At 68.0% G+C, this 21,966-nt stretch carries 19 protein-coding genes; 4 read left to right on the top strand and 15 right to left on the bottom strand.

Translation table 11 applies throughout. From position 1 onward, the window contains the following. Positions 1-4: 4 nt before the first annotated feature. The 14 genes from WS89_RS17075 to WS89_RS17010 form a co-directional block, all read right to left on the bottom strand. Complete coding sequence (locus WS89_RS17075) at positions 5-1,135, bottom strand: saccharopine dehydrogenase family protein (protein WP_059792152.1); 1,131 nt, start codon at positions 1,133-1,135, stop codon at positions 5-7. 173 nt (positions 1,136-1,308) lie between these two features. Beyond that, entirely contained in the window at positions 1,309-1,980 is a 672-nt protein-coding gene (locus WS89_RS17070; protein ID WP_059792150.1) for a c-type cytochrome, read from the bottom strand. Continuing rightward, the gene (locus tag WS89_RS17065; protein WP_059792148.1) at positions 1,981-3,471 is read right to left on the bottom strand and encodes a flavin monoamine oxidase family protein; all 1,491 of its coding nucleotides are present in this window, start codon (positions 3,469-3,471) and stop codon (positions 1,981-1,983) included. It abuts the gene before it with no gap. A gap of 43 nt (positions 3,472-3,514) precedes the next feature. After that, positions 3,515-4,483: a WD40/YVTN/BNR-like repeat-containing protein gene (locus WS89_RS17060; RefSeq protein WP_059792146.1), complete on the bottom strand. Its 969-nt coding sequence runs from the start codon at positions 4,481-4,483 to the stop codon at positions 3,515-3,517. 31 nt (positions 4,484-4,514) lie between these two features. Then, positions 4,515-4,799 (bottom strand): hypothetical protein, encoded by a 285-nt coding sequence (locus WS89_RS17055; RefSeq protein WP_059792144.1) that lies wholly within the window; start codon positions 4,797-4,799, stop codon positions 4,515-4,517. Between the two features lie 31 nt (positions 4,800-4,830). Further along, entirely contained in the window at positions 4,831-7,191 is a 2,361-nt protein-coding gene (locus WS89_RS17050) for an efflux RND transporter permease subunit (protein ID WP_059792142.1), read from the bottom strand. 61 nt (positions 7,192-7,252) lie between these two features. Further along, the gene (locus WS89_RS17045; RefSeq protein ID WP_059792141.1) at positions 7,253-9,097 is read right to left on the bottom strand and encodes a DUF1302 domain-containing protein; all 1,845 of its coding nucleotides are present in this window, start codon (positions 9,095-9,097) and stop codon (positions 7,253-7,255) included. Positions 9,098-9,175: 78 nt separating this feature from the next. Further along, positions 9,176-10,543, bottom strand: coding sequence for a DUF1329 domain-containing protein (locus WS89_RS17040; protein WP_059503628.1), 1,368 nt, complete (start codon positions 10,541-10,543; stop codon positions 9,176-9,178). A 214-nt stretch (positions 10,544-10,757) separates the two neighbouring features. After that, positions 10,758-11,171: a RidA family protein gene (locus WS89_RS17035; protein WP_006480052.1), complete on the bottom strand. Its 414-nt coding sequence runs from the start codon at positions 11,169-11,171 to the stop codon at positions 10,758-10,760. A gap of 17 nt (positions 11,172-11,188) precedes the next feature. Continuing rightward, entirely contained in the window at positions 11,189-12,022 is an 834-nt protein-coding gene (locus WS89_RS17030; protein WP_059792139.1) for a phytanoyl-CoA dioxygenase family protein, read from the bottom strand. Between the two features lie 243 nt (positions 12,023-12,265). Beyond that, on the bottom strand, positions 12,266-12,886 hold the full coding sequence (locus WS89_RS17025) for a TetR/AcrR family transcriptional regulator (protein WP_059792137.1): 621 nt from the start codon (positions 12,884-12,886) through the stop codon (positions 12,266-12,268). A gap of 73 nt (positions 12,887-12,959) precedes the next feature. Continuing rightward, positions 12,960-13,634 (bottom strand): hypothetical protein, encoded by a 675-nt coding sequence (locus tag WS89_RS17020; protein ID WP_059792135.1) that lies wholly within the window; start codon positions 13,632-13,634, stop codon positions 12,960-12,962. Between the two features lie 35 nt (positions 13,635-13,669). After that, on the bottom strand, positions 13,670-14,329 hold the full coding sequence (locus tag WS89_RS17015) for a c-type cytochrome (protein WP_059792132.1): 660 nt from the start codon (positions 14,327-14,329) through the stop codon (positions 13,670-13,672). A gap of 10 nt (positions 14,330-14,339) precedes the next feature. Continuing rightward, positions 14,340-15,824: a flavin monoamine oxidase family protein gene (locus WS89_RS17010; RefSeq protein WP_059792130.1), complete on the bottom strand. Its 1,485-nt coding sequence runs from the start codon at positions 15,822-15,824 to the stop codon at positions 14,340-14,342. A 443-nt stretch (positions 15,825-16,267) separates the two neighbouring features. Here WS89_RS17010 and WS89_RS17005 point away from each other — a divergent pair, with 443 nt between their 5' ends. The 3 genes from WS89_RS17005 to WS89_RS16995 all read left to right on the top strand — a co-directional run bounded on the left by WS89_RS17005 (position 16,268) and on the right by WS89_RS16995 (position 19,741). Then, positions 16,268-17,005: a response regulator gene (locus WS89_RS17005; RefSeq protein WP_059792128.1), complete on the top strand. Its 738-nt coding sequence runs from the start codon at positions 16,268-16,270 to the stop codon at positions 17,003-17,005. After that, the gene (locus tag WS89_RS17000; RefSeq protein ID WP_059792126.1) at positions 17,002-18,087 is read left to right on the top strand and encodes an ATP-binding protein; all 1,086 of its coding nucleotides are present in this window, start codon (positions 17,002-17,004) and stop codon (positions 18,085-18,087) included. Before WS89_RS17005 ends, WS89_RS17000 begins: the two co-directional genes overlap by 4 nt. A gap of 382 nt (positions 18,088-18,469) precedes the next feature. Continuing rightward, entirely contained in the window at positions 18,470-19,741 is a 1,272-nt protein-coding gene (locus tag WS89_RS16995; protein ID WP_059792124.1) for an MFS transporter, read from the top strand. Between the two features lie 95 nt (positions 19,742-19,836). Here WS89_RS16995 and WS89_RS16990 read toward each other — a convergent pair whose 3' ends face one another. Continuing rightward, a complete protein-coding gene (locus WS89_RS16990) occupies positions 19,837-20,784 on the bottom strand; it encodes a LysR family transcriptional regulator (protein ID WP_059792122.1) in 948 nt (315 codons plus the stop codon). Between the two features lie 115 nt (positions 20,785-20,899). Between WS89_RS16990 and WS89_RS16985 the strand changes: the two genes are divergently transcribed. Next, positions 20,900-21,955 (top strand): 4-hydroxythreonine-4-phosphate dehydrogenase PdxA, encoded by a 1,056-nt coding sequence (locus WS89_RS16985; RefSeq protein WP_059792120.1) that lies wholly within the window; start codon positions 20,900-20,902, stop codon positions 21,953-21,955. The last annotated feature ends 11 nt before the right edge of the window (positions 21,956-21,966 follow it).

Raw genomic sequence — 21,966 nt, 5'->3', positions numbered from 1 at the left:
GCCGTCACAGTTGCGTGACCGTCGCGCGAGCGAGCCCGCGCTGTTCGAGGAAGCCGAGCAGGTAGCGATGGCCGAATGCCTTCGAGCCGGACGCGAAGCCCGTGCGCGCGATATCGCCGTCGAGCAGCTTCAGCACGCCGGCCGCATGAATCGCGCCCGTCGAGATGTACGGCGTGACGCCGTGCACGGTCGCGCGCACCGCCGCGAGTTGGCCGCGGCCGATCGCGAAATCGACGCTGCGCTGGATCGTCGTGCGCTCGCGCGGCGGCATCGTCGGCGTGGTCGACGCGACGACCTGCTTCAGCACCTCGTCCTGCTGCTCGCGCGGCAAGTGCTTGTATTCGGCTTCCCACTTCTGCCCGAACTGGTGCACCAGCTTCATCACGTTGTTGTCGTAGAAGCCCACGCACGAGATGCAGCTGCGCACGCGCGCATCGTGCTCGAAATAGACGGGCAGCGACGTGCCGCCCCACGGCAGGCAGAACACCGGCTGCATCAGCTCGGGCGTCGCGACGGTGAACGACGCGTCCGCGGCGTGCGGCACGAGCGCCTTCTCCCACAGGTAGCAGGACTCGTGGCGGGCGCCGTCGAAGATCGTCGCGGTCGAGCCGATGCTCACGCCGGCCGCACCGCGCGGGCCGCGCGTCAGCGTGGCCGTCTCCAGCGCATCGATGCCCGGCGTTTCGAGCGCGAGCTCGGCGGCGATCTCGGCGAACGTGTACATGTAGGCGTTCGACGACGACACCAGCAGGCCGGCCTGGCGATACTGCTCGCCGAATTCGTCGCGCACCGCACGGATGTACGACTGCTCGCCGGTCGTATCGAGGTGGTGGCAGCCGGCCTTCAGCGCGGCCTCGACGCCGACGAGCCCGAAGCTCGAGAACGGTCCGACCGTGTTGCACACCACCTTCGCACCGCGGAAAGCCTTCACGAGCGCATCGACGTCGTGCTCCGCTTCGATGATTTCGTATTGCGCGGATTCGAGCCGCACGACGCGCTGCGCCATCATTTCCTTCGCGCGGCCCGCATTGCGCGCGACCGCCGTGAACGGGATGTTCTGGTCGATCAGCCAGTCCATGATCAACATGCCGGTGTAACCGCTTGCGCCATAAACGACGACGGGGTGCTTAGCCATGGTTGTCTCCTGAAACGTGAGTTGTCGAGAACCGGTTCGGTTCGAGGTCGGGTACTGCTGCTTCGTATCCGGCGCGTCCTTTTGTAGAACACATTACCAATCTTAGGTCACTATGACAAAGTAAAAGGCAAAGAAAAAGGCAGGGTATTCCCGGCCCCGACGCGTTTTGCGCATCATTTCGCCGCTCCGCCCGGCGACAGACCGGCCAGATAATGCGCAACGGCACGCGTGTCGTCGCCCGACAACGTCGCGGCCAACGCGTTCATCGCACCGGTCGGATCGTGCCGCTCGCCCGAGCGGAACGCCGCCAGTTGCGCTTCCAGGTAAAACTGCCCCTGGCCGGCGAGGCGCGGGGCCGAATCCTTACCCGTCAGCGCCGCGCCGTGACACGCGCGGCAGCTTCGCGCGTCGACCAGCGCCATCCCGCGCTTGTCGAGCGCTGAGTCGGCCGGCACGGGTTCGTTGCGCGCCGGTGCCTGTCGCGCGAAGTAGGTCGCCAGCGCGTCGATCTTCGCGTCGTCGAGTTCGCGCGAAAGCGGCCCCATGTACGCGTTGCTGCGCTGGTCCGTGGCGAACGCGCGCAATTGCGCGGCGATATACGGGGCCGGCTGGCCGGACAGCGACGGATACCACGCGTTCTGCGACTGTCCGTGCGCGCCGTGGCAGAAGAAGCACGTCTCCTGAGGCTGCGGCCACGCGCCGCCGTTGGCCTTGTCGGCTTCGCCGATCGCGGCCATCGCCTTCTGGTAACGCATGCCGTCGACGAGGTCCGGTCCGTACAGCACGCCGGCCGCCACGCCGCCCGCCAACAGCAGCGCCGCGCCGATCATCCAGGTTCGTTTCACTCAGGCCTCCCCGCCGCGGCCGGCCAGCTTGCCGAGCGCCTGCAACGCCGCGCGATGCCCGGAGCGCACCGCGCCGTCCATCGCGCCGGGCCACAGGTCGGCCGTCTCGGTGCCCGACCAGATCAGCCGGCCGGCCTCCGGCCGCAGGAACTTGCCCCATTTCGTCCAGAAGCCGGGCGGCAGCGGGTGGATGCACTGCAGCGTCCACGGATCGACGCGGCCCCAGTCGTAGTCGTGGAACTGCGTCGGATGCAGCGCCTTGTCGCCGAGCGCACGCGCAAAGATGGCCGACAGCGTTCGCTCGGCCGCCTTCGGTTCGGCCGGCAGCGCGCCCGGCGCGACGAACGCGGCGAGCACGCCCACCGAGCCGTCCGGCGGCGAGTTGTCGTACGCCATGAACACCGGGCCGCCGACCTCGAAGATCTGTCCGTTGTAGCCGTCGTCGCGCCAGAACGGCCGGTCGTACACGTGCACCGTCTTGCGCATCGGCGCATTCGCCGGCCAGTTCCGCTGCAACTGCGCGCGCCCCTCCGGCAGCGGCGGATCGAACACGATCTGCTGACACAGCGCCGGATTGAGCGCGACGATCACGCGCCGCGCGCGCAGCACGCCGCGATCGGTCTGCACGTCGACCACGTCGCGATCCCAGCCCGAGATCTTGCGCACCGGGCAGGACAGTCGCACCTTCGCGCCGAGTTCGCTCGCCATCCGGAGGCTCAACACCTGCGAGCCGCCGACGAAGCGCGTTTCCTGTGCGCCGCCCGTGGTCGATTCGAGCTTCGCGTAGTCGCAATCGGCGCTGTTGATCATCGACAGGTAGTGCAGCAACCCGAGCTGCGCCGGTGCGCCGCCGAGCGACAGCTTTGCCGCGAGGCCGAGGAAGTAGCCGTCCTCGTAGGTCACGCCCTGCTTGAGCAGCCAGTCGCCGTAGGTGAGCTTGTCGAACTCCGCCGCGCGCTGCGCGGTCCACGGTTCGCGCGACGGCACGCCGCGTGCGAGTGCGCCGAGCTTCGCGCCGATCGCGTCGTCGCCGCCCGAGCCGCCGTGGAAATCCTGGGCGACGCGCGTGTCGCCCGCCAACACGACGGTCTTGCCCGCGTAATACGTCGGGAACGTATCGACCCCGAGTTCGCGCGCGAGATCGGCGATCGCCGTCTGCCCCGGGCCAATCCACTGGCCGCCGGCTTCGGACACCACGCCACGGCCGAGGTCGTGGTTGTAGGTCCGTCCGCCGACGCGATCGCGCGCCTCGACCACGACGAACGATTCGCATCCGGCGCGCTTCAGGTCGCGCGCGGCGGTCAGCCCCGCGAGCCCTGCACCGATGACGACGACATCGAACACGCCGCGATCGGCCGATGCCGACGCCGCGCCTTCGGCGAACGACACCTCGCCGGCGGCGAGCGACGCAGCGCCCGCGGCTGCGCCCGCGGCCGCAGCGCGCAATATCCGCCGCCGGGCCTGCATGTCCGGCTTGTGCTTGCGATTCATTTCAACGGCTCCATGTTTCCTCGTTTTTCTCGATCGATTCGACTCATGGCGCGGCCAGCACGCCATCCTGCGAAAACAGCACCGGCTTGCCGCGCGCGTCGATCAGCGCGGCGGTCAGCGTCGCGCGATCCGCGCGCTGCGCGACGTCGAACGGGCCGCCTGCCACGCGCTGCGTCAACACGAGGCCGTCCAGCCCGACGCCGGTCAGGCCGCCACCGGTCGCGACGAGATCGGTGATCGAGCTGCGCGTGCCGGTGTGCTGCGCCGCCCACGTCGCGCCGCCGTCGCGGCTCTCGAACAGGCTGCCGAGCAGCCCGCCCACCACGATCCGCCCGTCCGGCATCGCGACGCCAGACCACAACGTGCCCTTGCCGCCCGTCGGCAGATAGGTCCAGTTCGCGCCGCCGTCGGCCGACTTGAGCACCATTCCCTGTTCGGAGACGATGTAGAGCGCCTGCGCGGCGTCGGCGAACACGTGATAGAGGTTGCGGTCGGCCTTGCCGCCGCCCGGCGGCTTCGGCAGCGTCGTGCGCGCCCACGTCTTGCCGCCGTCGTGCGTCTGCAGCATCAGCGACCACAGGCCGACGGCAACGCCGTCCCGCGCGTTCGTGAACAGCACCGAGAACAGCGGCTGATCGACCGACGTATCGAGCCGTTGTGTGACCCACGTGTCGCCGCCGTCGTCGGTCGCGAGAATCGCCCCCCACTGGCCGACGGCCCAGCCGTGCTTCGCGTCGGCGAACGACACGGCCGACAGCGTCGCCGATACCGGCACGCGTCGCGCTTGCCGCCAGGTCTTGCCGTCGTCGTCGGACAGCAGCACGATGCCGTGCTCGCCGACCGCGACGATCCGCGCGCCGGCGCGCGCCGCGTCCATCAGCATCCGGTGCGTCGGCGCGGCCCATGCATGCGCGGGCTTCGCGGCCCAGGCCGCCACCGTTCCGTCCTGCGGTTGCGCAAGGGCCGCGGCGGCCGCGCAGAGCGCGGTACAGGCAACGAGTGTCTTGATCATCGATGAACCTCCGTGGTGGTATGCGCGGGCATCAGTGGCTGAACAGCGCCGACCAGCCGGCATGCGCGACGCCGAGCGCGACGACGGGGGGCTTGTCGGCACCCTGCTCGGCCGCCGTCTGACGTCCGGCGTCGCCGTCATTCGACGACGGAGCCGCAGCCGTTTCGTCACCCGTCGCGTGACGCACGCTGACGCGTTTCACGTCGGTCGAGAACGCGTGGGCCGGCGCAGGCTGCTGCGCGGCCGTTTCATGAAAGCGTGCGAAGGCGGCCGCCGCGAGGCAAAGCGTGCCGCAAACAGCGAAGGTCTTGACCATGACCGTATCTCCGTCGGAATGTTCGTCGGCTTCAGTGGCTGAACAGGCCCGGCGCGCGAGCCGGCTTGCGGCGCGGGAACCAGCGCTCGAGCAGCGACGCGAGCGCGGGCAGCGCGGTCATCGCCATCACCAGGTTCACGATGAACATGAACGCGAGCAGCTTGCCCATGTCGGCCTGGAACTTGAGCGCCGAGAAGCTCCACGTCGCGACGCCGATCGCCAGCGTGATCGCAGTGAAGATCGTGGCCACGCCCACTTCGAGCATCGCGTGCTGCACGGCCTTCACGATGTCCTGCCCGCCTGCGAGATGCACCTGCAGCCGGTTGTAGATGTAGAACGCGTAATCGACGCCGATCCCCACCGCCAGCACCATCACCGGCAACGTCGCGACCGTCAGCCCGATCTGCAGTTCCTTCATGAACCAGTAGCCGATGAAGGTCGCGACCGACAGCGGTACGCAACAGGCGAGCATCGCGCGCCAGTCGCGATAGGCGAGGAACACCAGCACCAGGATCGCCGCATACACGTAGAGCATCATCGGCAGCTCGCTCTTCTCGACTTCGTCGTTCGTCGCGGCGAGCACGCCCGCGTTGCCCGCGGCCAGCCGCACCGTGATGCCCGGGAACGGATGCGATGCGCGGTATTGCTTCACGTCGTCGAGGATGCGGTTGATCGTCGTCGCCTTGTGGTCGGTCAGGAACAGGTGCACGGCCGTCATCCCGCAGTCGCGGCTCATGAAGCCCTTCACGCGCGACACGTCGACCGACACCGCGCCGTAGTTCTCGGGCGCGATCGGCACGACGTTCATCTTCGGGAAGTCCTCGTTGTAGCCCTGGTTGTACGCGCGCAGCATCGCCGAGTACGACTGCACCGACACGACGCCCGGCTCGGTCTTCATCGCCGCCGAAAAGTCGTCCTCGTACAGCCCGACCGCCGGGTTGTCGCACGCGTTGCCGGTCGATTCGATCGCCACCGTCAGCCAGTCGAGGCCCATGTCGTAGTTGCCGGCGATCGACGTCGCGTCGCGGTTGAAGCGCGCGTCCGCGCGCAGCTCCGGCGCGCCCGGCTGCAGCGTGCCGATCACGCGGTCGCGGCTCTGCCACGCGGCGAGCGCGAAGATCGCCACCGTCAGCGCGACGGCGACGCCTGCGACCTTCGGCTCCGCCACGCGGGCGAGCACACGCAGCGGCTTCGCACGTTGCTGCGCGCGCTTCAGCGAAGCGTCCGCATAGGTTTTCGTGAAGTTGAAGCACGATGCCGCGACGGGCAGCAGGATCAGGTTCGTCACGATCTTGTACGCGACGCCGAGCGACGCGGTGATCGCCAGTTCGCGCACCATCGGGATCGGGATCAGCAGCAGCGTGATGAACGACACGAACGCAGTAATCAGCGCGAGCACGCCGGGGACCAGCAGGCCGCTGAAGCTGTGGCGCGCCGCATCGAACGAACTCCGCCCGTGCGCGATCTCGCGGACGATGAAGTTCACCTGTTGCACCCCATGCGACACGCCAATCGCGAACACGAGGAACGGCACGAGCACCGCGAGCGGATCGAGGCCGAAACCGAGCAGCTTCAACGTGCCGAACTGCCACACGAGCGACGTGAGCGAGCACGCGACCAGCAGCACCGTGAAGCGCACCGAATGGCAGTACCAGTACACCGCAAGCGTGGTCAGCAAGAGCGCGATCGCGCAGAAGCCGAGCACGGCCGTCGCGCCGTCGGCGATATCGCCGATCTGTTTCGCGAAGCCGATGATCTGGATCTCGTAGCCGGCATCCTCGAATGGCTTGCGGATCTTGTCTTCGAGCAGGCGATTGAACGCGACGTAGTCGAGCACCTGGCCGGCGCTGTCGCGCTCGTTCAGCTCGGCCGTGATCATCGCGCTGTCCTCGCCGTGCGACACGAGCGTGCCGACGTAGCCGCCGAGCGTCGTGGCGCGGCGCACGCGCGCCACGATGTCGGGCGTCAACTGGTCGGGCGTGATCGTGCCCGGGATAATCGGCTCCGCACGAAACCCCTCGTCGGTCACTTCGTTGACGAACGCGTTCGGCGTCCACAGCGATCGCACACCGATCCGGTCGACGTTCGGCAGGTACGTGACGGCCTGCGTGACGTCGTACAGCCGCGTCAGCCCCTGCTTCGACCAGATCGAGCCGTGCTTCGCGCGCACGACCACCGTGATCCGGTTCGCGCCGAGCAGGTCGTTGCGGTATTGCTGGAACGTGCGGATGTACTCGTGCCCGATCGGCATCTGCTTGTCGAAGCCGGCATCCATGCGCAGTTGCACGGCGAACACGGCCATCGCGACGGTGAACAACGCGATCGCCGCGAGCACGATCGCGCGGTGACCGAAGAAAAGCCTTTCCAGGCGACTGACCAGACGATTGAGCACGACGTTACCCCTTCATGTATTCCGGTGGCGTACGCCACCTGCCGGTTGCTATCCGCCGCCGTCAGAAATTCCGCGTGACGAACAAGCCGACGAAATTGCGGTCCGCATAAGGCTGGCCCACCGTGTTGTGGCCGCCCCAGAACGCGGTGAAGTTGATGCCGGCCTGCCAGTTCGGCGGGTTCTGGTTGAACAGCACGTAGACGTTCAGCGACTTCGCGCCCTGCATGTAATTCGCGGTGAAGGTCGGCGTGTAGCCGTACAGGCCGGTCGAGAACGTCACGCCCGGCGTGACCTGCCAGCCGGGAATCAGCGAGCCGTCATAGGTCCAGTTGAAGTCGATCGTCGCGCCCACCGAGCTCGACGTACCCTGGCCCATCCCGATCGGATAGCCGGCCGCCGACCCGTTGTTCAGCCACGGCAGGTAGCCGGTCTGCGGCACCTGCGTGACGGTCTGCCCGCCGACCGTGCGGGTGACGCCGCTCGAGCTCAGCCCCGGGTAGTAGATCCACGTCAGTTCCCACGTCAGCGCGGCCGAATCGGCGCCGAGCAGTTTCAGGAACGGGTACTCGCTGCGCGTGAGCGCGAGCAGCCCGTTGATGTCGTACTGGAACTTCTTCTTGTCGACCCATTGCGGGCAGTCCACGCCCGCCACGCCGTTCGTGTTCAGGTCGAGCGGGCCGCCCGCGCCATAGCAGCTCGACAGCGCGACCGCGTCGCGCGGACGGTACGACAATTCGGTGCCGATTGCCCACGGCCCGACGCCGAAGTTCGCGCTGACGCCGAACAACTGGCGCCGGCCGAGATACGACCATTGCTCGGTGCCGTTCGCGAGCGACGCGAGCACCGGCGACTTGTCGGTGTAGTTCAGGTAGTAGAACGCGAAGTTCGCGTCGAACGCGCGCGGCGAATAGTTGAACTTCACGCCGAACTGCGGGCGGTATTTGGCCGGCAGAGTCGTCGTGCTCGGCAGGCCGATATCGTTGAACGGCGGCCCGGCGTAGGTGCCGTTCACGAGCCCGTTCCTGATCGCGTTGAGCGTGTCCTGGTTGCCGGCCGCGCCCGATCCGCCGATCGCGTTGGCGATCGTGCCCGCGCTCGGGCCGGTCACGTTCAGGTTGTTCGTGTTGATCGTGAACGGTTCCGCGCCGCGGCCGAAGCCGTTCGTCACCGACCAGTACGACCCGACCGGCGGGTAGCGGTTGCCGTTCCACTGGAACTGGTAATACGCTTCGGTACTGAACCCGTGCGAGAGGTCGGCCGCGAAGCTCGCCATCGGCGCGGGCAGCAGCGCCTGCTTGAGCTGCGAGCCGGGAATCAGCAGTTTCTGCGCATCGATCGAGTTCGTCGCGTTGATGCCGCTCTGCGCGAACATGCTCTCGCCCCAGTTGATCACCTGGTTGCCGAGCCGCACGTGCGCGTTGCGCCCGCCGATCGTGAAATCCTTCTGCGCCCACAGGTCGAGCAGCTGCGCGTTGTAGACGACCTGCGCGGCCGCCGTGCTCGACAACGGCGTGCGGTTCGTGTTCCGGGCCATGAAGTCGTACATGCCCGTGCCGCGCACCATGAACTTCAGCCCTTCGCCCGGCATCTTCAGCAGCAGCTCGCTGGTCGCGCTGACGTAAGTGCTGAACGGCTGGCCCTTGCGATAGTTCAGATCGCCGTCGTCCGCGTAGCCCCATTGGTTCGTGTTCGCACCCGCACCGCAGCCGAAGGCGTTCGGGTCGCCGGTGAGCGAGCAGCTCGGGTTTTTGGTCCGGATGCCGGCGCCCGCCGTCAGGTTCGTCACCCACGAGCCCTGCACGGCGCCGCCGCCCGCCGTGAAATCGTACGCATACGCGCTCGACGTCGCGGCGCCCGCCATCGCCAACGATACCGTAGTATTCCTGAACAATCGTGCCGGTTCCATGATACGCCTCCGCCCCTGTTCGATGCCGGCGCACGATCGTTGCGCGCGCCGGTCCTTGTATCCGTCAACCGGTTTACGTCACCGCTCGCTGACCGAGCGCAGCGATTCCGCCGTATAGAAATCCTGCTTGAAGCGAGGATCGTCCGCGTGCTCGAGCCAGCGCACGTCCTTGCCCTGGCCGATCGACGACGCATCGAACACGTAACGGCCGTTGATCATGTCGTATTGCGCGAGCGGTTCGTTGTCGCAGGTGCCGCCGAGCTCCCACACTGGAATCGGGTAACTTTCCCGCACCTTCCACAGCTTGCCCTGCGCGTCGTAGTCCTCGCCCACCAGCGCGAGCCAGCTGTCCTCGTCGAGATAGAACACCTTCTTCGACGCGACGTGCCGCGCGCTCGGCTTCAACGCCGCCTCGACCACCCACACGCGATGCGTCTCGTAGCGCCGGCTCGCGGCGGCGAGGCCGTCGGGCGTCGCGACGTCGTGCAGCTTGCTCTTGAACCGGTACAGGCCGAACGCGTTGTACGGAACGATCATTTCCTTCTTGCCGACCAGCTTCCAGTTGAAGCGGTCGAGCGAGCCGTTGATCATGTTCCCTTCGTCGATCAGGTACTGGTTCTCGAAGCCGATCAGCGGCGCGTCGTGCGTGTAGGCCGGCATGCGTCGCACGCGGCGCTGGCCCGGGAAGTAGTAGTACGTCTCCGACGGCTTGTTGAAGTACTGGCGCTGCACGAACGCCTGGCCGGCCAGCGCCGCCGGCGAATTCATCTGGAAGTAGACGGCCGTGCTGAGCTGGTCGACCTCCTGCGGCGACGTCTTGCCGAGCTTGCCGGACGGGAAGTAATACGTCTGCGGGCCGACTGCGTCGATCCATTCGCTGCTGCCCGGACGCGGTGAAATCGTCGTGGCGACCTGCGCCCAGTCGACGCCTTCGCCGCGATAACGCATCTCGTAGTTCAGGATCGCTTCGATGCCGCTTTTCGGTTGCGGAAACGGCACGCCGGGCAACGCGGCCGCGGCGAGGTTCTCGCCGCTCGCATCCAGCTTCGCGGCGGTAAGGTTCGCCTTCGAGTTCTGCTCGACGGCATCCGGCAACTGGCATTCGCGATGGGACGGATAGACGTCCATCCGGTAGCCCTTCTTCTGCTTGATCAGCGCCACCTGGCCGGGCGACAGCTTGTCCGCATACTTGTCGACGTTCGCAGCGTCGATCGAGTAGAGCGGTTTCTCGTTGCGATGCTTCCAGAAATCGCCGCGCACCTTGCCCCACTCCCAGCCGGCGTCGGGCGACTGCTTGCCCGCATAAGCCGGTACCGCGCCGTCCTTGCTCGCCGAGCGGTCGGCGCCGGCCGGCGTCAGGTCGTCCGCCGCGACGGCGGTGCCGATCGCGACACATGCAGCGGCCGCGATCGCGGACGTGGTCCAGAAACGATGCTTCTTCATCATGGTTCTCCTTGCTGCTCCGCCTTCGCTCGCCCATTCCGGACGAAACCCGTTTGCTTCGATCGTCGCCGTCAGTCGACGGCGACGTCGCACCTTGTCGCGCCGGCCGGAGTTTCTCCGGCCGACCGTTTGCCGCTCGACTGCCATTCCGGTATTTTTCGTCAGGACTGCGATTCGACTGGAACGCAGAATCGGCGAACAACCCTCGTGCCTTCCGTCAACCCTTGCCGGACCCGGCCACCGCCACCGCGCGAATCTCGACGCACAGCCCCGGCAGCGCCAGCTGCGTGACGCCCACCGCCGTCCACGACGGGTAACGGTCGGGGAAATACACGTCCTTGACCGCTGCGAAGCCTTCTGTCTCGCGCTGCAGATCCGTATGGAAGGTCGTCAGTTCGACGACGTCGGCGAGGCTCGCGCCGGCTTCCTCGAGAATCGCCTTCAGGCATTCGAACGCGATCCGCGCCTGCGCCTGCACGCCGTCGGCCGGCTGCATCTGCGCGTCGAGGCCGACCTGGCCCGACACCCAGATCGTGTCGCCGACGCGCGTCGCCGGCGAGAAGTGGTACGCGTCGTACCACGGCTGGAACGCTGCCGGCACGATCGATTGCCGCTTCGGAGTGGCTGTCATGATGAAAATCTCCCGGTTCAGACGAGTTGACGGAAACACGGCGCGCGGAACGGATCGCCGGCCTTCAGCGCGGCGAGTTCCTCGACGAACAGCACGCCGGCCGGCGTGAATCCCGAGCGGCTTTCGTCGGGCAGCGGACTGAACACCGCGTCGTCGCCGAAAAAGCGCAGCACGAGCGTGTGGCGATCGGGGAAATCGGCGTCGACCGCGCCGCCGCCGTGCAGCACGCCCGGATGAAGCAGCAGCACGTCGCCCGGTTTCGTTTCCCACGACAGGATGTCGTATGCATCCGGCGCCGCACGGCGCTCGGCCTCGATGTCCGGCAAGCGCGGCCACACGTCGCCGCCATGCAACGGGTCGGTCGGATCGTCGGCGTTCTGGAACGTCGTGCCGTCATGGCGCACACCGTGATGCGAGCCGCGCACGATCTCGAGCGCATTGCGCTTCGGGACGTGCTCGAAGCTGATCCACGCGTTGCCGAAATGCATCCCCTGCCACGGCAGGTACGACGTGTCCTGGTGCCACGGCGAGCGTGCGCTCTTGCCGCCGGCCTTCATGAACAGCTCCTCGGCGAAGTACCACACGTGCTTCGAGCCCCACAGATCGGCGAACAGTTGCCCGAACGGCAGCGTGCCGACCAGTGCGTCGAGCCGCGCCTTCGCGTACGGGTTCGCGTTGTCGTTGTGCGACTTGTATTCGGTGCCGTCGAACAGCGTCGTCGCCATCGGGCCCGGGTTCTCCATCCCCCAGTCGAACACCGCGCGGCATTGCGCGAGTTGTTCGTCGTTCAGCACGCCTTCGATGAGCACGGCTCCGTCCTCGAAGAACGCCTTGCGCGTCATTGCATCCATCGTCCATCTCCCGATTCGTTCAGCCACGACCGGCAGTTCGCCTTCATTGCCGGTCACCAGTAGAACACGATGACTATGTTAGGTCATCATGACAAAAATAATGAAAAGAAAAAGACGGGGTATTCCCTGTTTCGTCTGCATGATCGAACGTCCGTCGCCGTCCGCCGCCGGCCCGTCATGACAATCGGCTTTCGGCCTTCATACACGCACACGACAACGCACCGCCGCCGCTTCTTCGCGCGTTCATCCGCGCACGCGGTCGAACACCATGTGCGTGATGAAGCCGACCAACACCGCGTCGGCCAGCGCGTCGACCGTGCTCCGTGCATCGGCCGCGCTGTGCGACTGCATGCCGTCGCACAGCGCGGTCAGGCCGCGCGCCAGCACCGGCGCAGGCAACGGCAGCGACACGCCGGCCCGCGCCGCATACGCGTCGATGCACGCGACCGCGAGCGCCTGCCGTTCGCGCAGCAACGTGCCGAAGCGCGCGCGGAACCGCGTATCGCGCGCCGCCTGGAGCTGCGCGTCGAGCCACATCAGGCGCGATGCAGACCGGGTCGTGCCCCTTCGCCAGTACGCGAGCATCGCGCGCTGCGCGTCGTCGGCGGGGTCATGCGAACCGACGATCCGCTGCAATGCCGCGGCAGCCTCGCCCTGATCGCGTCGTAGCAACTCGAACAGCGCGTCGGCCTTGCCGCGGAAGTTCGAGTAGAACGCGCCGCGCGTAAGCCCGGCCGTCGCGGCAATGTCTTCCACGCTCGCGGCCGCATACCCCTTCTCCGCGAAGATCGCGCGCGCGGCATCGATCAGGCGTTCGCGCGTCGCATCGCGCCGCTCGGCGCGGGTCAGGCGAACCCGGTCCATCCGCGCGCTCCGCGATCGCCGCAGCCGGACCCGCGACTGGCGCGCGCCGTGTCCGCTTCCTCGATGGCGCGACTCATTTCGGATACGACAGGACGCTCGCGTTCACCTTGCCGGGCCCGGCGTCGCGCTCCAGCGCGCAATACGCGTAATAGAGCGTAGCGGTCAGGTACGACCAGGTCAGCAACGCCAGTACGTAGAAATTGAACACGACGTTGGTTTCCTCGCCGGGAATCTTGTAGAAATCGTAGATGCACGCGATCGCCTGCGAAGCGACGAGCGCGAGCGTCGTCGTCAGCGCGTGGACCGCGTGGCCGGCACGCACGAGCCGCCACACGAAACCGGCGAGATAGATCGACATCAGCGTCCACATCGCCACGTAAAAGTACGGCAGCGCATGCTGCAACGCGCCGGCCACGAGCGCGACCGTCCCGAGCGTCGCGAGCACGAACAGCGTCACGTCCTGCCGCATCGACGGCCGGTAGCCGTGCGTGACGGCCATCAGGCCCGCGACCGCGATCACCGGCATCCCGAACCCGCGCGAGAACGCGTCGAGGAAGTGCGAAACGAAGTACGACACCGGCGATTCCGTCGCGAAGAAGATCACTGCGTTGGACGCGGAGATCGTCACGATCCACCATTCGAAGCCGAGCAGGAAGTTGCGCTTGCGCACGAACTTGAAGCCGTAGACGCCGGTCGTCATCGCGAGCGTCGCGCTGGCAAGACAAAGGACAAGTGATCTGTGATCCATGGTTCGAACTCCCGAAGTCGATTGCTGCCGTTGATTCACTGCCTGGCGGGGCCAAGGCTTGCAAGATAGGTCGCCACCGCCGCCCGATCGTCCGCCGACATCGCCTGCGCGACGCGCTGCATCGTGCCGGTCGCCTCGCTGCGCGAGCCCGTCGCGAACGCGTCGAGCTGCGCGAGCAGATAGTCGTAACCCTGGCCGGCCAGACGCGGGAACTGCGCCTGCCCCGTCAGCCGTGCGCCGTGGCAGGCCGCGCACGCGCCGGCCGTCACGAGTTGTTCGCCTTTCGCGCGCAGTCGTGCATCCGGCTTGAAATAGCGGTTGTCCAGCGGCGCCTGCTTCGCGTAATAGCCGGCCACACGCGTGATCTCGGCCTCGCTCATCGTCATCGCGAGCGGGCCCATCGTCGGGTTCGTGCGTTGCCCGCCCGCAAACGCGCGAAGCTGCGCGGCCACGTATTGCGCCGGCTGGCCGGCGAGGCTCGGATACGCCTGGCTGAGCGACGTGCCCTTCACGCCGTGGCAGCCCATGCACGCGTCGGTCACGCGCGGCCACGGGCCGCCGTCGGCGTCATCGGCTTGCGCGGCCGTATCGATATGGCGCTGCAGGCGATAGAAGCCGAGCAGCGTCGGGCCGTAGAGCGCCAGCAATGCACCGATCGCCACGAGCGCCACGACGAGCAGCATGCGTTTCTTCATTTTCGGTCTCCTAAGCACGACGCAGCGCATTGAGCGCCTGAAGCGCGCTTTGGTGACCGGAGCGCACGGCGCCGTCCATGTAGCCGGCCCAGATGTTCGCGGTCTCGGTGCCCGACCAGATCAGGTTGCCGCACGGCGCGCGCAACGCGTCGCCGTGCGCGCTCCAGAAGCCGGGCGGGATCGCCGACACGCACGTGATCGTCCACGGGTCGGCCAGCCCCCAGTCGCGATCGTGGTACGACACCGGCGCACGCGCTTCGTCGCCCCACGCCTGCGCATAGAGATCCATGTGCATCTGCTGCGCGGCCTGCGGATCCGACGGCATCAGCGCATTCCGGACGAATGCGTTGATCACGCCGATCTCGCCGCCCGGCGGCGAATTGTCGTAGGCCCAGAAGATCGGCCCGTCGGTCTGGAAGATGTGGCCGTTCAGTCCCTTGTCGCGCCAGAACGGGCGGCGATAGACCATCGCCGTCTTGCGCGCCGGCGAATGGGCCGGCCACGCGCGCTGCAGCGCGTGGCGCTTTTCAGGCAGCGGCGGATCGAACTGCACCTGGTGGCACAGCGCCGGGTGAAGCGCCATCACGACCTTTTTCGCGCGCACCGTGCCGCGATCGGTCTGCAACGTGACGACGTCGCGATCCCAGCCGACGATCCGCCGCACCGGCGACGACAATCGCACCTTGTCGCCCAGTTGCTGCGCCATCCGGATGCTCAGGCGCTGCGAGCCGCCGACGAACCGCGTTTCCTGTGCGCTGTGCTTGATCGAGTCGAGCTGCGCGTAATCGCAATCGGCGGAGTTGATCATCGACAGGAAGTGCAGCAGCCCCATCTTCGCCGGCGCGACGCCGCCCGACAGCGAGATCGATGCGTTCCAGCCCATCCGGTCTTCCGCCTTGATACCCTGTGTCGCGAGCCAGTCGCCGACCGACAGCCGGTCGAGCTCGCCGACCTTCGGCGACGTCCACGGCGCACCGGACGGCACGTCGCGCGACAACCTGCCGAGCTTCGCCGCGACGGCTTCGTCGGTGCCGAAGGTGCCCTCCAGGTCGATCTCGGCGCGCCCGTCGCCGCCGAGGATCACCGTCTTGCCCGCGTAGTAGCTCGGAAACGTGCCGACTTCCAGCTCGCGGGCAAGATCGGCGATCGCCGTCTGGCCCGGGCCGATCCACTGGCCGCCGACTTCGGTCACGAAGCCGCCGCCGACGTCGTAGTTCAGCGTGCGACCGCCCACACGGTCGCGCGCCTCCAGCACGACGAAGGATTCGCAGCCCGCGTAGCGCAGGTCGCGCGCGGCCGTCAGGCCGGCCAGCCCGGCGCCGACGATCGCGACATCGAGGACGTCGCCGCCCTGGCCGGCGGCTGACGCCGAATCGGCCTTCGCCCGCGCGGCGCCGAGTGCAAGACCGCTCGCCGCGACCGACGCGCCCGCGACCTTGAGCCACTGCCTGCGCTGCAGGTCGGCCGACCCGCTGATGGATGACTTCCTGGACATGATCGGTAAATGACGCCTGCAATGGGCGCGAACGCCGGCCGCCCTGCCGGGAGACAGCCATCGTTCGCGCGGAGTCTGACGACGGGATGCGATCCCGATCCGCTTCACCTGCCGCCGGCCCACCCGCCCCTCTGACGGGGCGCGCGAATCCGGTTCGCATTCCTGCCTGAACACGCGCCGGACTGCCCGTACCGATATGGATTTTCCGGCGCCGCTAATTAGTACATGTTGCAAAAGTTAGGTCATGATACATAAAACAAGATCGAAAAAAAAAGACAGGGTATTCCCCTGTCGGGCAATGCATCGCAGCGCTTCCGAAAGGTCGCGGAAAGCCGGCGCACGCGACGGCGATCGGCGCGGCTTCGCCTGTCTCCGTTCGGTTGCGCGGGCCGTGCGGTAGTATGGCGATTCGATGGAACCCCGATAGATCCGAACGAGTGGCCATGCCCGAATTTTCTTCATCTCCCGGCGCCGGCCAGCGCGCACAGGCGCTCGTCCTCATCGCCGAGGACGAACCCGAGATCGCCGAGATCCTGATCGCCTATTTCGCGCGCAACGGCCTGCGTACCGTGCACGCCGCCGACGGCCGCCGCGCGCTCGAACTCCACCTGTCGCTGAAGCCCGATCTCGTGCTGCTCGACGTGCAGATGCCGCACGTCGACGGCTGGAAGGTGCTCGCCGAGATCCGCCATCGCGGCGATACGCCGGTCATCATGCTGACCGCGCTCGACCAGGACATCGACAAGCTGACCGGGCTGCGCATCGGCGCCGACGACTACGTGGTCAAGCCGTTCAACCCGGCCGAAGTCGTCGCGCGCGCCCAGGCGGTGCTGCGCCGGTCGATGGGCGGCTCGCGCCAGGAAGAGCAGCGCGTGCTGCGCGCCGCGCCGTTCGAGATCGATCTCGAGCACCACGAAGCGACGGTCGAAATCGACGGCGCGCGCCACACGCTCGTGCTGACGCTCACCGAATTCAAGCTGCTCGCGCAGCTCGCGCGCGCGCCGCGCCGCGTGTTCAGCCGCGCCGAGCTGATGGCCACCTGCCTGCCGGAAGGCGACGCGCTGGAGCGCACGGTCGACAGCCACGTCAGCAAGCTGCGCAAGAAACTCGACGATCTCGGCGTCGCGGGCGTGCCGGCCAGCGTGCGCGGCGTCGGCTACAAACTGTGGAGCGGCGAGTGAGACTCGATGGCCTGAGCCGCCAGATCGCGCTGACGATGGGCGCTATCGCCTTCGGCGTCACGGTGCTGATCGTCGTGACGGCCTATGCGTTCTACTACCTGCTGTACCAGTACTCGCCGGAGTCGTTCCAGCCGCAGAGCTGGCTCCCGAGCGGGCCGGAGTGGGTATGGATCATCTCGACCACGCTGGTCGGCCTGCTGATCGCGATCGTCGTCGCGATCAACCTGTCGCGCCGCATCCTCGTGCCGCTGAATTCGGTGACGGACAGCATTCGCCGGGTCGCGCGCGGCGATCTCGGCGCACGCGCGGTTGCCGGCGACCGTTCGTTGAAGGAAGCGGCGCTGCTCGCCGACAACTTCAACGCGCTCGCGAGCGAGCTGCAGCGCGTGACCGACGAACAAACCTTCTGGAACGCGGCGATCGCGCACGAGCTGCGCACGCCCGTGACCGTGCTGCGCGGCCGACTGCAGGGGCTCGCCGAAGGCGTGTTCACGCCGAGCGAGGCGCTGTACCGCAGCCTGCTCGCGCAAGTCGAAGGGCTGACGCGGCTGATCGAGGATCTGCGCGTGGTCAGCCTCGCCGACAGCGGCCACCTGAGCATCGAGATCCGCGACACCGATCTCGGCGCCGAAGTGCGCGCCGTGGTCGACGTGTTCGCGCACGCGCTGCAGGCCGCCGGCCAGCATCCGGAACTCGACCTCGACCCGCGTCGCATGCGCTGCGACCCGGTCCGCGTCCGCCAGGCATTGCTCGCGCTGCTGGAGAACGCACGCCGCCATGCGGTGCCCGGCGCGATCCGGATCCAGACGCGCATCGAGAACGGAATGTGCCGGCTGCGCGTCGAGGACGACGGCCCGGGCATTCCCGCCGAGTTCGCGCCGCACGTGTTCCAGGCGTTCCGGCGCGTCGACGAGTCGCAACCCGGCGGCACCGGCCTCGGGCTCGCCGTCGTCGCGGCGATCGCGCATGCGCATCGCGGCGAAGCGCTGTGCGTGCCGACCGGCGCGGGCGGCACGCGGTTCGACGTGCAGTGGCCCGACGATCTCGTGCCGGCGCCCGACGGCGAGCGCTTCCCGGCGTAACGCGCGGGCCCCGGCGCTCACGCGCGCGGCTCGCGCCCGACCTGTTCGAGCGGCGGACCGAACCCGGCGTCGTATGCACCATCACGGGCACCGTCCCCTTCCCGGCCGCGCGCTGCACGCCCCCGCGCGCACGGCGCCGGCACGGTCGAATGCCGGCCGCGTGCGGATGGTCACGTAGCGCACCACCTCCAGTGCCTCGCTTCGCGCAATCGCCAGCTTGCGCACCGCGCCGGACACGTGCGGCTGAAGCGGAAATGAACACCTGGGGTTATCGATTGATCCCAAAGATTCATTGGACAGCGTCTCCGCCGCCGCGCGATGCTGGGCCGGCCCGTGAACGCAGCGTCATTGCAACGCCGCGCACGAACATGGAGTGAGACAGATGCCCACCGACCACCGTCAACGGCGCCACACGCTGTGGCTGCTGTGCGCGCTTTCGTTCATCCTCTACGTCGACCGCGTCAATCTCGCGACCGCAGCCGGCGCGATCAAGGCCGAACTCGGGCTGTCGAATACCGAGCTTGGCGTCGCCTTCTCCGCGTTCGCGTATTCGTATGCAATTTGCCAGATCGGCGGCGGCTGGATCGCCGACCGGTTCGGCGCCCGCATCACGCTGATCGGCTGCGGGCTGATCTGGGTCGTCTCCACGTTCGCGACCGGGCTCGTGCACAGCCTCGGGCTGCTGTTCGCCGCGCGCCTGCTGCTCGGCATCGGCGAAGGCGCGACGCTGCCGGCCCAGGCCCGGGCGATCACGCAGTGGTTCCCGCGCGAGCGGCGCGGCGTCGTGCAGGGCTTCACGCATTCGTTCTCCCGGCTCGGCAACGCGGTCACGCCGCCGATCGTCGCCGCGCTGATGACGTGGCTGTCGTGGCGCGCGGCGTTCTTCGTGATCGGCGCGGTCACGCTGGCGTGGCTCGCATGGTGGATCGCCGGTTTCCGCGAGCATCCGCTCGGCGACGACGATGGCCGCACGCGCACCCGCCGCCCCGCCGCACTCTCCGGGCCCACGCCGTGGGGCCCGCTGTTGCGCCGGATGGCGCCGACCATCTTCGTGTACTTCTGCTACGGCTGGACCGCGTGGCTGTTCTTCACGTGGCTGCCGACCTTTTTCTTGAACGGCCAGGGCCTCAACCTGAAATCGACCGCGTTGTTCGCGTCCGGCGTGTTCTTCGCGGGCGTCGTCGGCGACACGCTCGGCGGCTGGCTCTGCGACCGCATCTACCGGAAGACCGGCAACCTCGCGCTGTCGCGCCAGAGCGTGATCGTGACGAGCTTCGTCGGTGCGCTCGCCTGCCTGCTGCCGCTCGCCTTCGTGCACTCGACGGCCGGCGTCGCGCTGTGCCTGTCGGGCTCGTTCCTGTGCCTCGAACTGACGATCGGGCCGATCTGGGCCGTGCCGAGCGATATCGCGCCGGCCCATGCCGGCATCGCGAGCGGAATGATGAACGCCGGTTCCGCGATCTCGGGAATCCTGTCGCCGATCCTGTTCGGCTATCTCGTCGATCGCACCGGCAGTTGGACGGTGCCGTTCATCGGCTCGGTCGCGATGCTGCTGTTCGGCATCGTCGCCGCGCTGCGGATTCGGCCGGACCGCGCGCTGTCCGACTCGATGCCGGCGCTCGCCGACGCGCCCGCCGCGCCGTCGGCACACTGAAGCCGGTCTTCGCTGCCTCTGTCGTCCCTTCCGCGCCGTCGTCACGCATCGCCGCGTTCCGCGACACGTGACCGGCGCGGCGGCGCACCGCCGGATCAGGCGCCGCCGTCCGCGCCCACGGCGTCCTGGTGAAACAGCGCGAGAAACTGCCGGGCGGGAATGCTCAACGGCCGGTCGCGCCGCACGAGGCTGCCGTACGACGGCAGCTTCTGCTCCAGCGTGTAATCGATGATCGCGACGAGCCCGTGCGCCGCGTTGCGCTGCGCGACCGTCAGCGGAATCACGCCGAGCATCGACGAACGGTCGACGAGGTTCATCGTGGTCAGGATCGAGCCCGTTTCGACGAGCCCGCGCGGCATCGGCTGGTGACGCGCGCGGAATTCGCGCTCGACGACCTCGCGCGCCGGGCTGCCGGCCGGCTGCAGGATCCACGCGTACTCGAGCAACGCGTCGAATTCGACCGGCCCCGCGCCCGCGAGCGGATGGTCGCGGCCCGCGATGATCGCGAGCGCCTCGTCGTCGACCACGCGGAAGTCGCAGTCGGTCCCCACGTTGCGCCCGATCACCACTTCGAGCACGCCTTCGCGAAGCTGCGGCATCAGCCGGTCGCTCGTATCCACCGCGATGTCGATCGCAAGCAGCGGATAACGCGCCTTCAACCGCACCAGCGCCTCGGTCAGCCGCCCCGGCGACGCCGCCATGATGCTGCCGATCGCGAGCCGCCCCGCGCTGCCCAGTTGCAGCTCGCCGAGTTCGCGGTTCAGTGCCTCCATGCTGCCGCGGATGCCGCGGAAATAGCCGAGCACGCGCTCGCCGGCCGGATTCAGCACGAGCCCGCGCCCGATGCGATCGAACAGCCGCTGGCCGAGCGCGCTCTCCAGTTCGGCCAGCATCTTCGTCGCGGCCGGTTGCGTGAGGCCCATCTGCTCGGCCGCCGCGCGCAGCGTCGAGCATTCGTCCACGGCGAGCAGCAGCGCGATCTGGCGCATGCGCAGCCGGTTCAGCAATTGCGGGGTCGAATCTCGTCGGTCGATCGAGCCCATCTTCGATTACTCCTGGTTATCGATTCATCAAGAGTTTTCAATTTACCGACTCATTCCGTCTACCTAGCATCAACCCCATAGACCAACGGCCGTGCGCCGCCACCGGAGACACCGCATGCACACCCCCTCGACCGACGCCGCCCTGCCCGTCGTCGCGCTGACGCTCGGCGACCCCGCCGGCATCGGCGCCGAACTGATCGCGAAACTGCTCGCCCGCCCCGATGCGACCGCCCGCGCGAACCTCGTACTGATCGGCGATCGCTGGCTGTGGGAAGCCGGCCAGCGTGTCGCCGGCGTCGAGGTCGACGTCGAACCCGTCGCGTCGCTCGCCGCCGTGCGCGGCCGGCCGTCCACCGAGCGCGCCGCGTTCGTCGCGGTCGATACGATCGATCCCGCGCTGGTCACGGTCGGCGAGGCGGGCGCTGCCGGCGGCCGCTCGGCGCTGACCGTGCTCGACCGTTGCCTCGACGCCGCGCGCGCCGGCGACGTCGATGCGATCTGCTTCGCACCCCTGAACAAGTACGCGATGAAGCTCGGCGGCCTGCGTCACGACGACGAACTGCACCACTTCGCCGAAGCGCTCGGCGTGACCGGCTACTTCTGCGAATTCAACACGCTTGGCGAACTGTGGACGGCGCGGATCTCGTCGCACATTCCGCTCAAGGATGCGGCCGCCCAGCTGAGCATCGAACGGATCGAACAGGCGTCGGAGCTGATCTACCGGTCGCTGCTCGCGAACGGCGTCGCCGCGCCGAAGGTCGCGATCGCCGCGTTCAACCCGCACGGCGGCGACGGCGGCAGTTGCGGCCGCGAGGAAGTCGACGTCATCGAGCCGGCCGTGCGCCGGTTGCAGGCACGCGACTGGCCGACCGACGCGCCGTTCCACGGCCCGTTCCCGGCCGACACGATCTTCCTGAAGGCACAGGCCGGCGATTACCAGGCGGTCGTCACGATGTATCACGACCAGGGGCAGATCGCGATCAAGCTGCTCGGCTTCTCGCGCGGCGTGACCGTGCAGGGCGGGCTGCCCGTGCCGATCACGACGCCCGCGCACGGCACCGCGTACGACATCGCGGGCCGCGGCACGGCCGACGTCGGCGCATCCTGGCAGGCGCTGCAGATCGCGTGCCGAATGGGCGCCGCGCGGCGCTCGCCCACCGTTTCGGCGTGACGCTCGCACGC

Source organism: Burkholderia sp. MSMB1072, assembly GCF_001524725.1.
Classification (GTDB): Bacteria; Pseudomonadota; Gammaproteobacteria; order Burkholderiales; family Burkholderiaceae; genus Burkholderia.
This window is presented reverse-complemented; position numbering and strand designations above follow the sequence as displayed.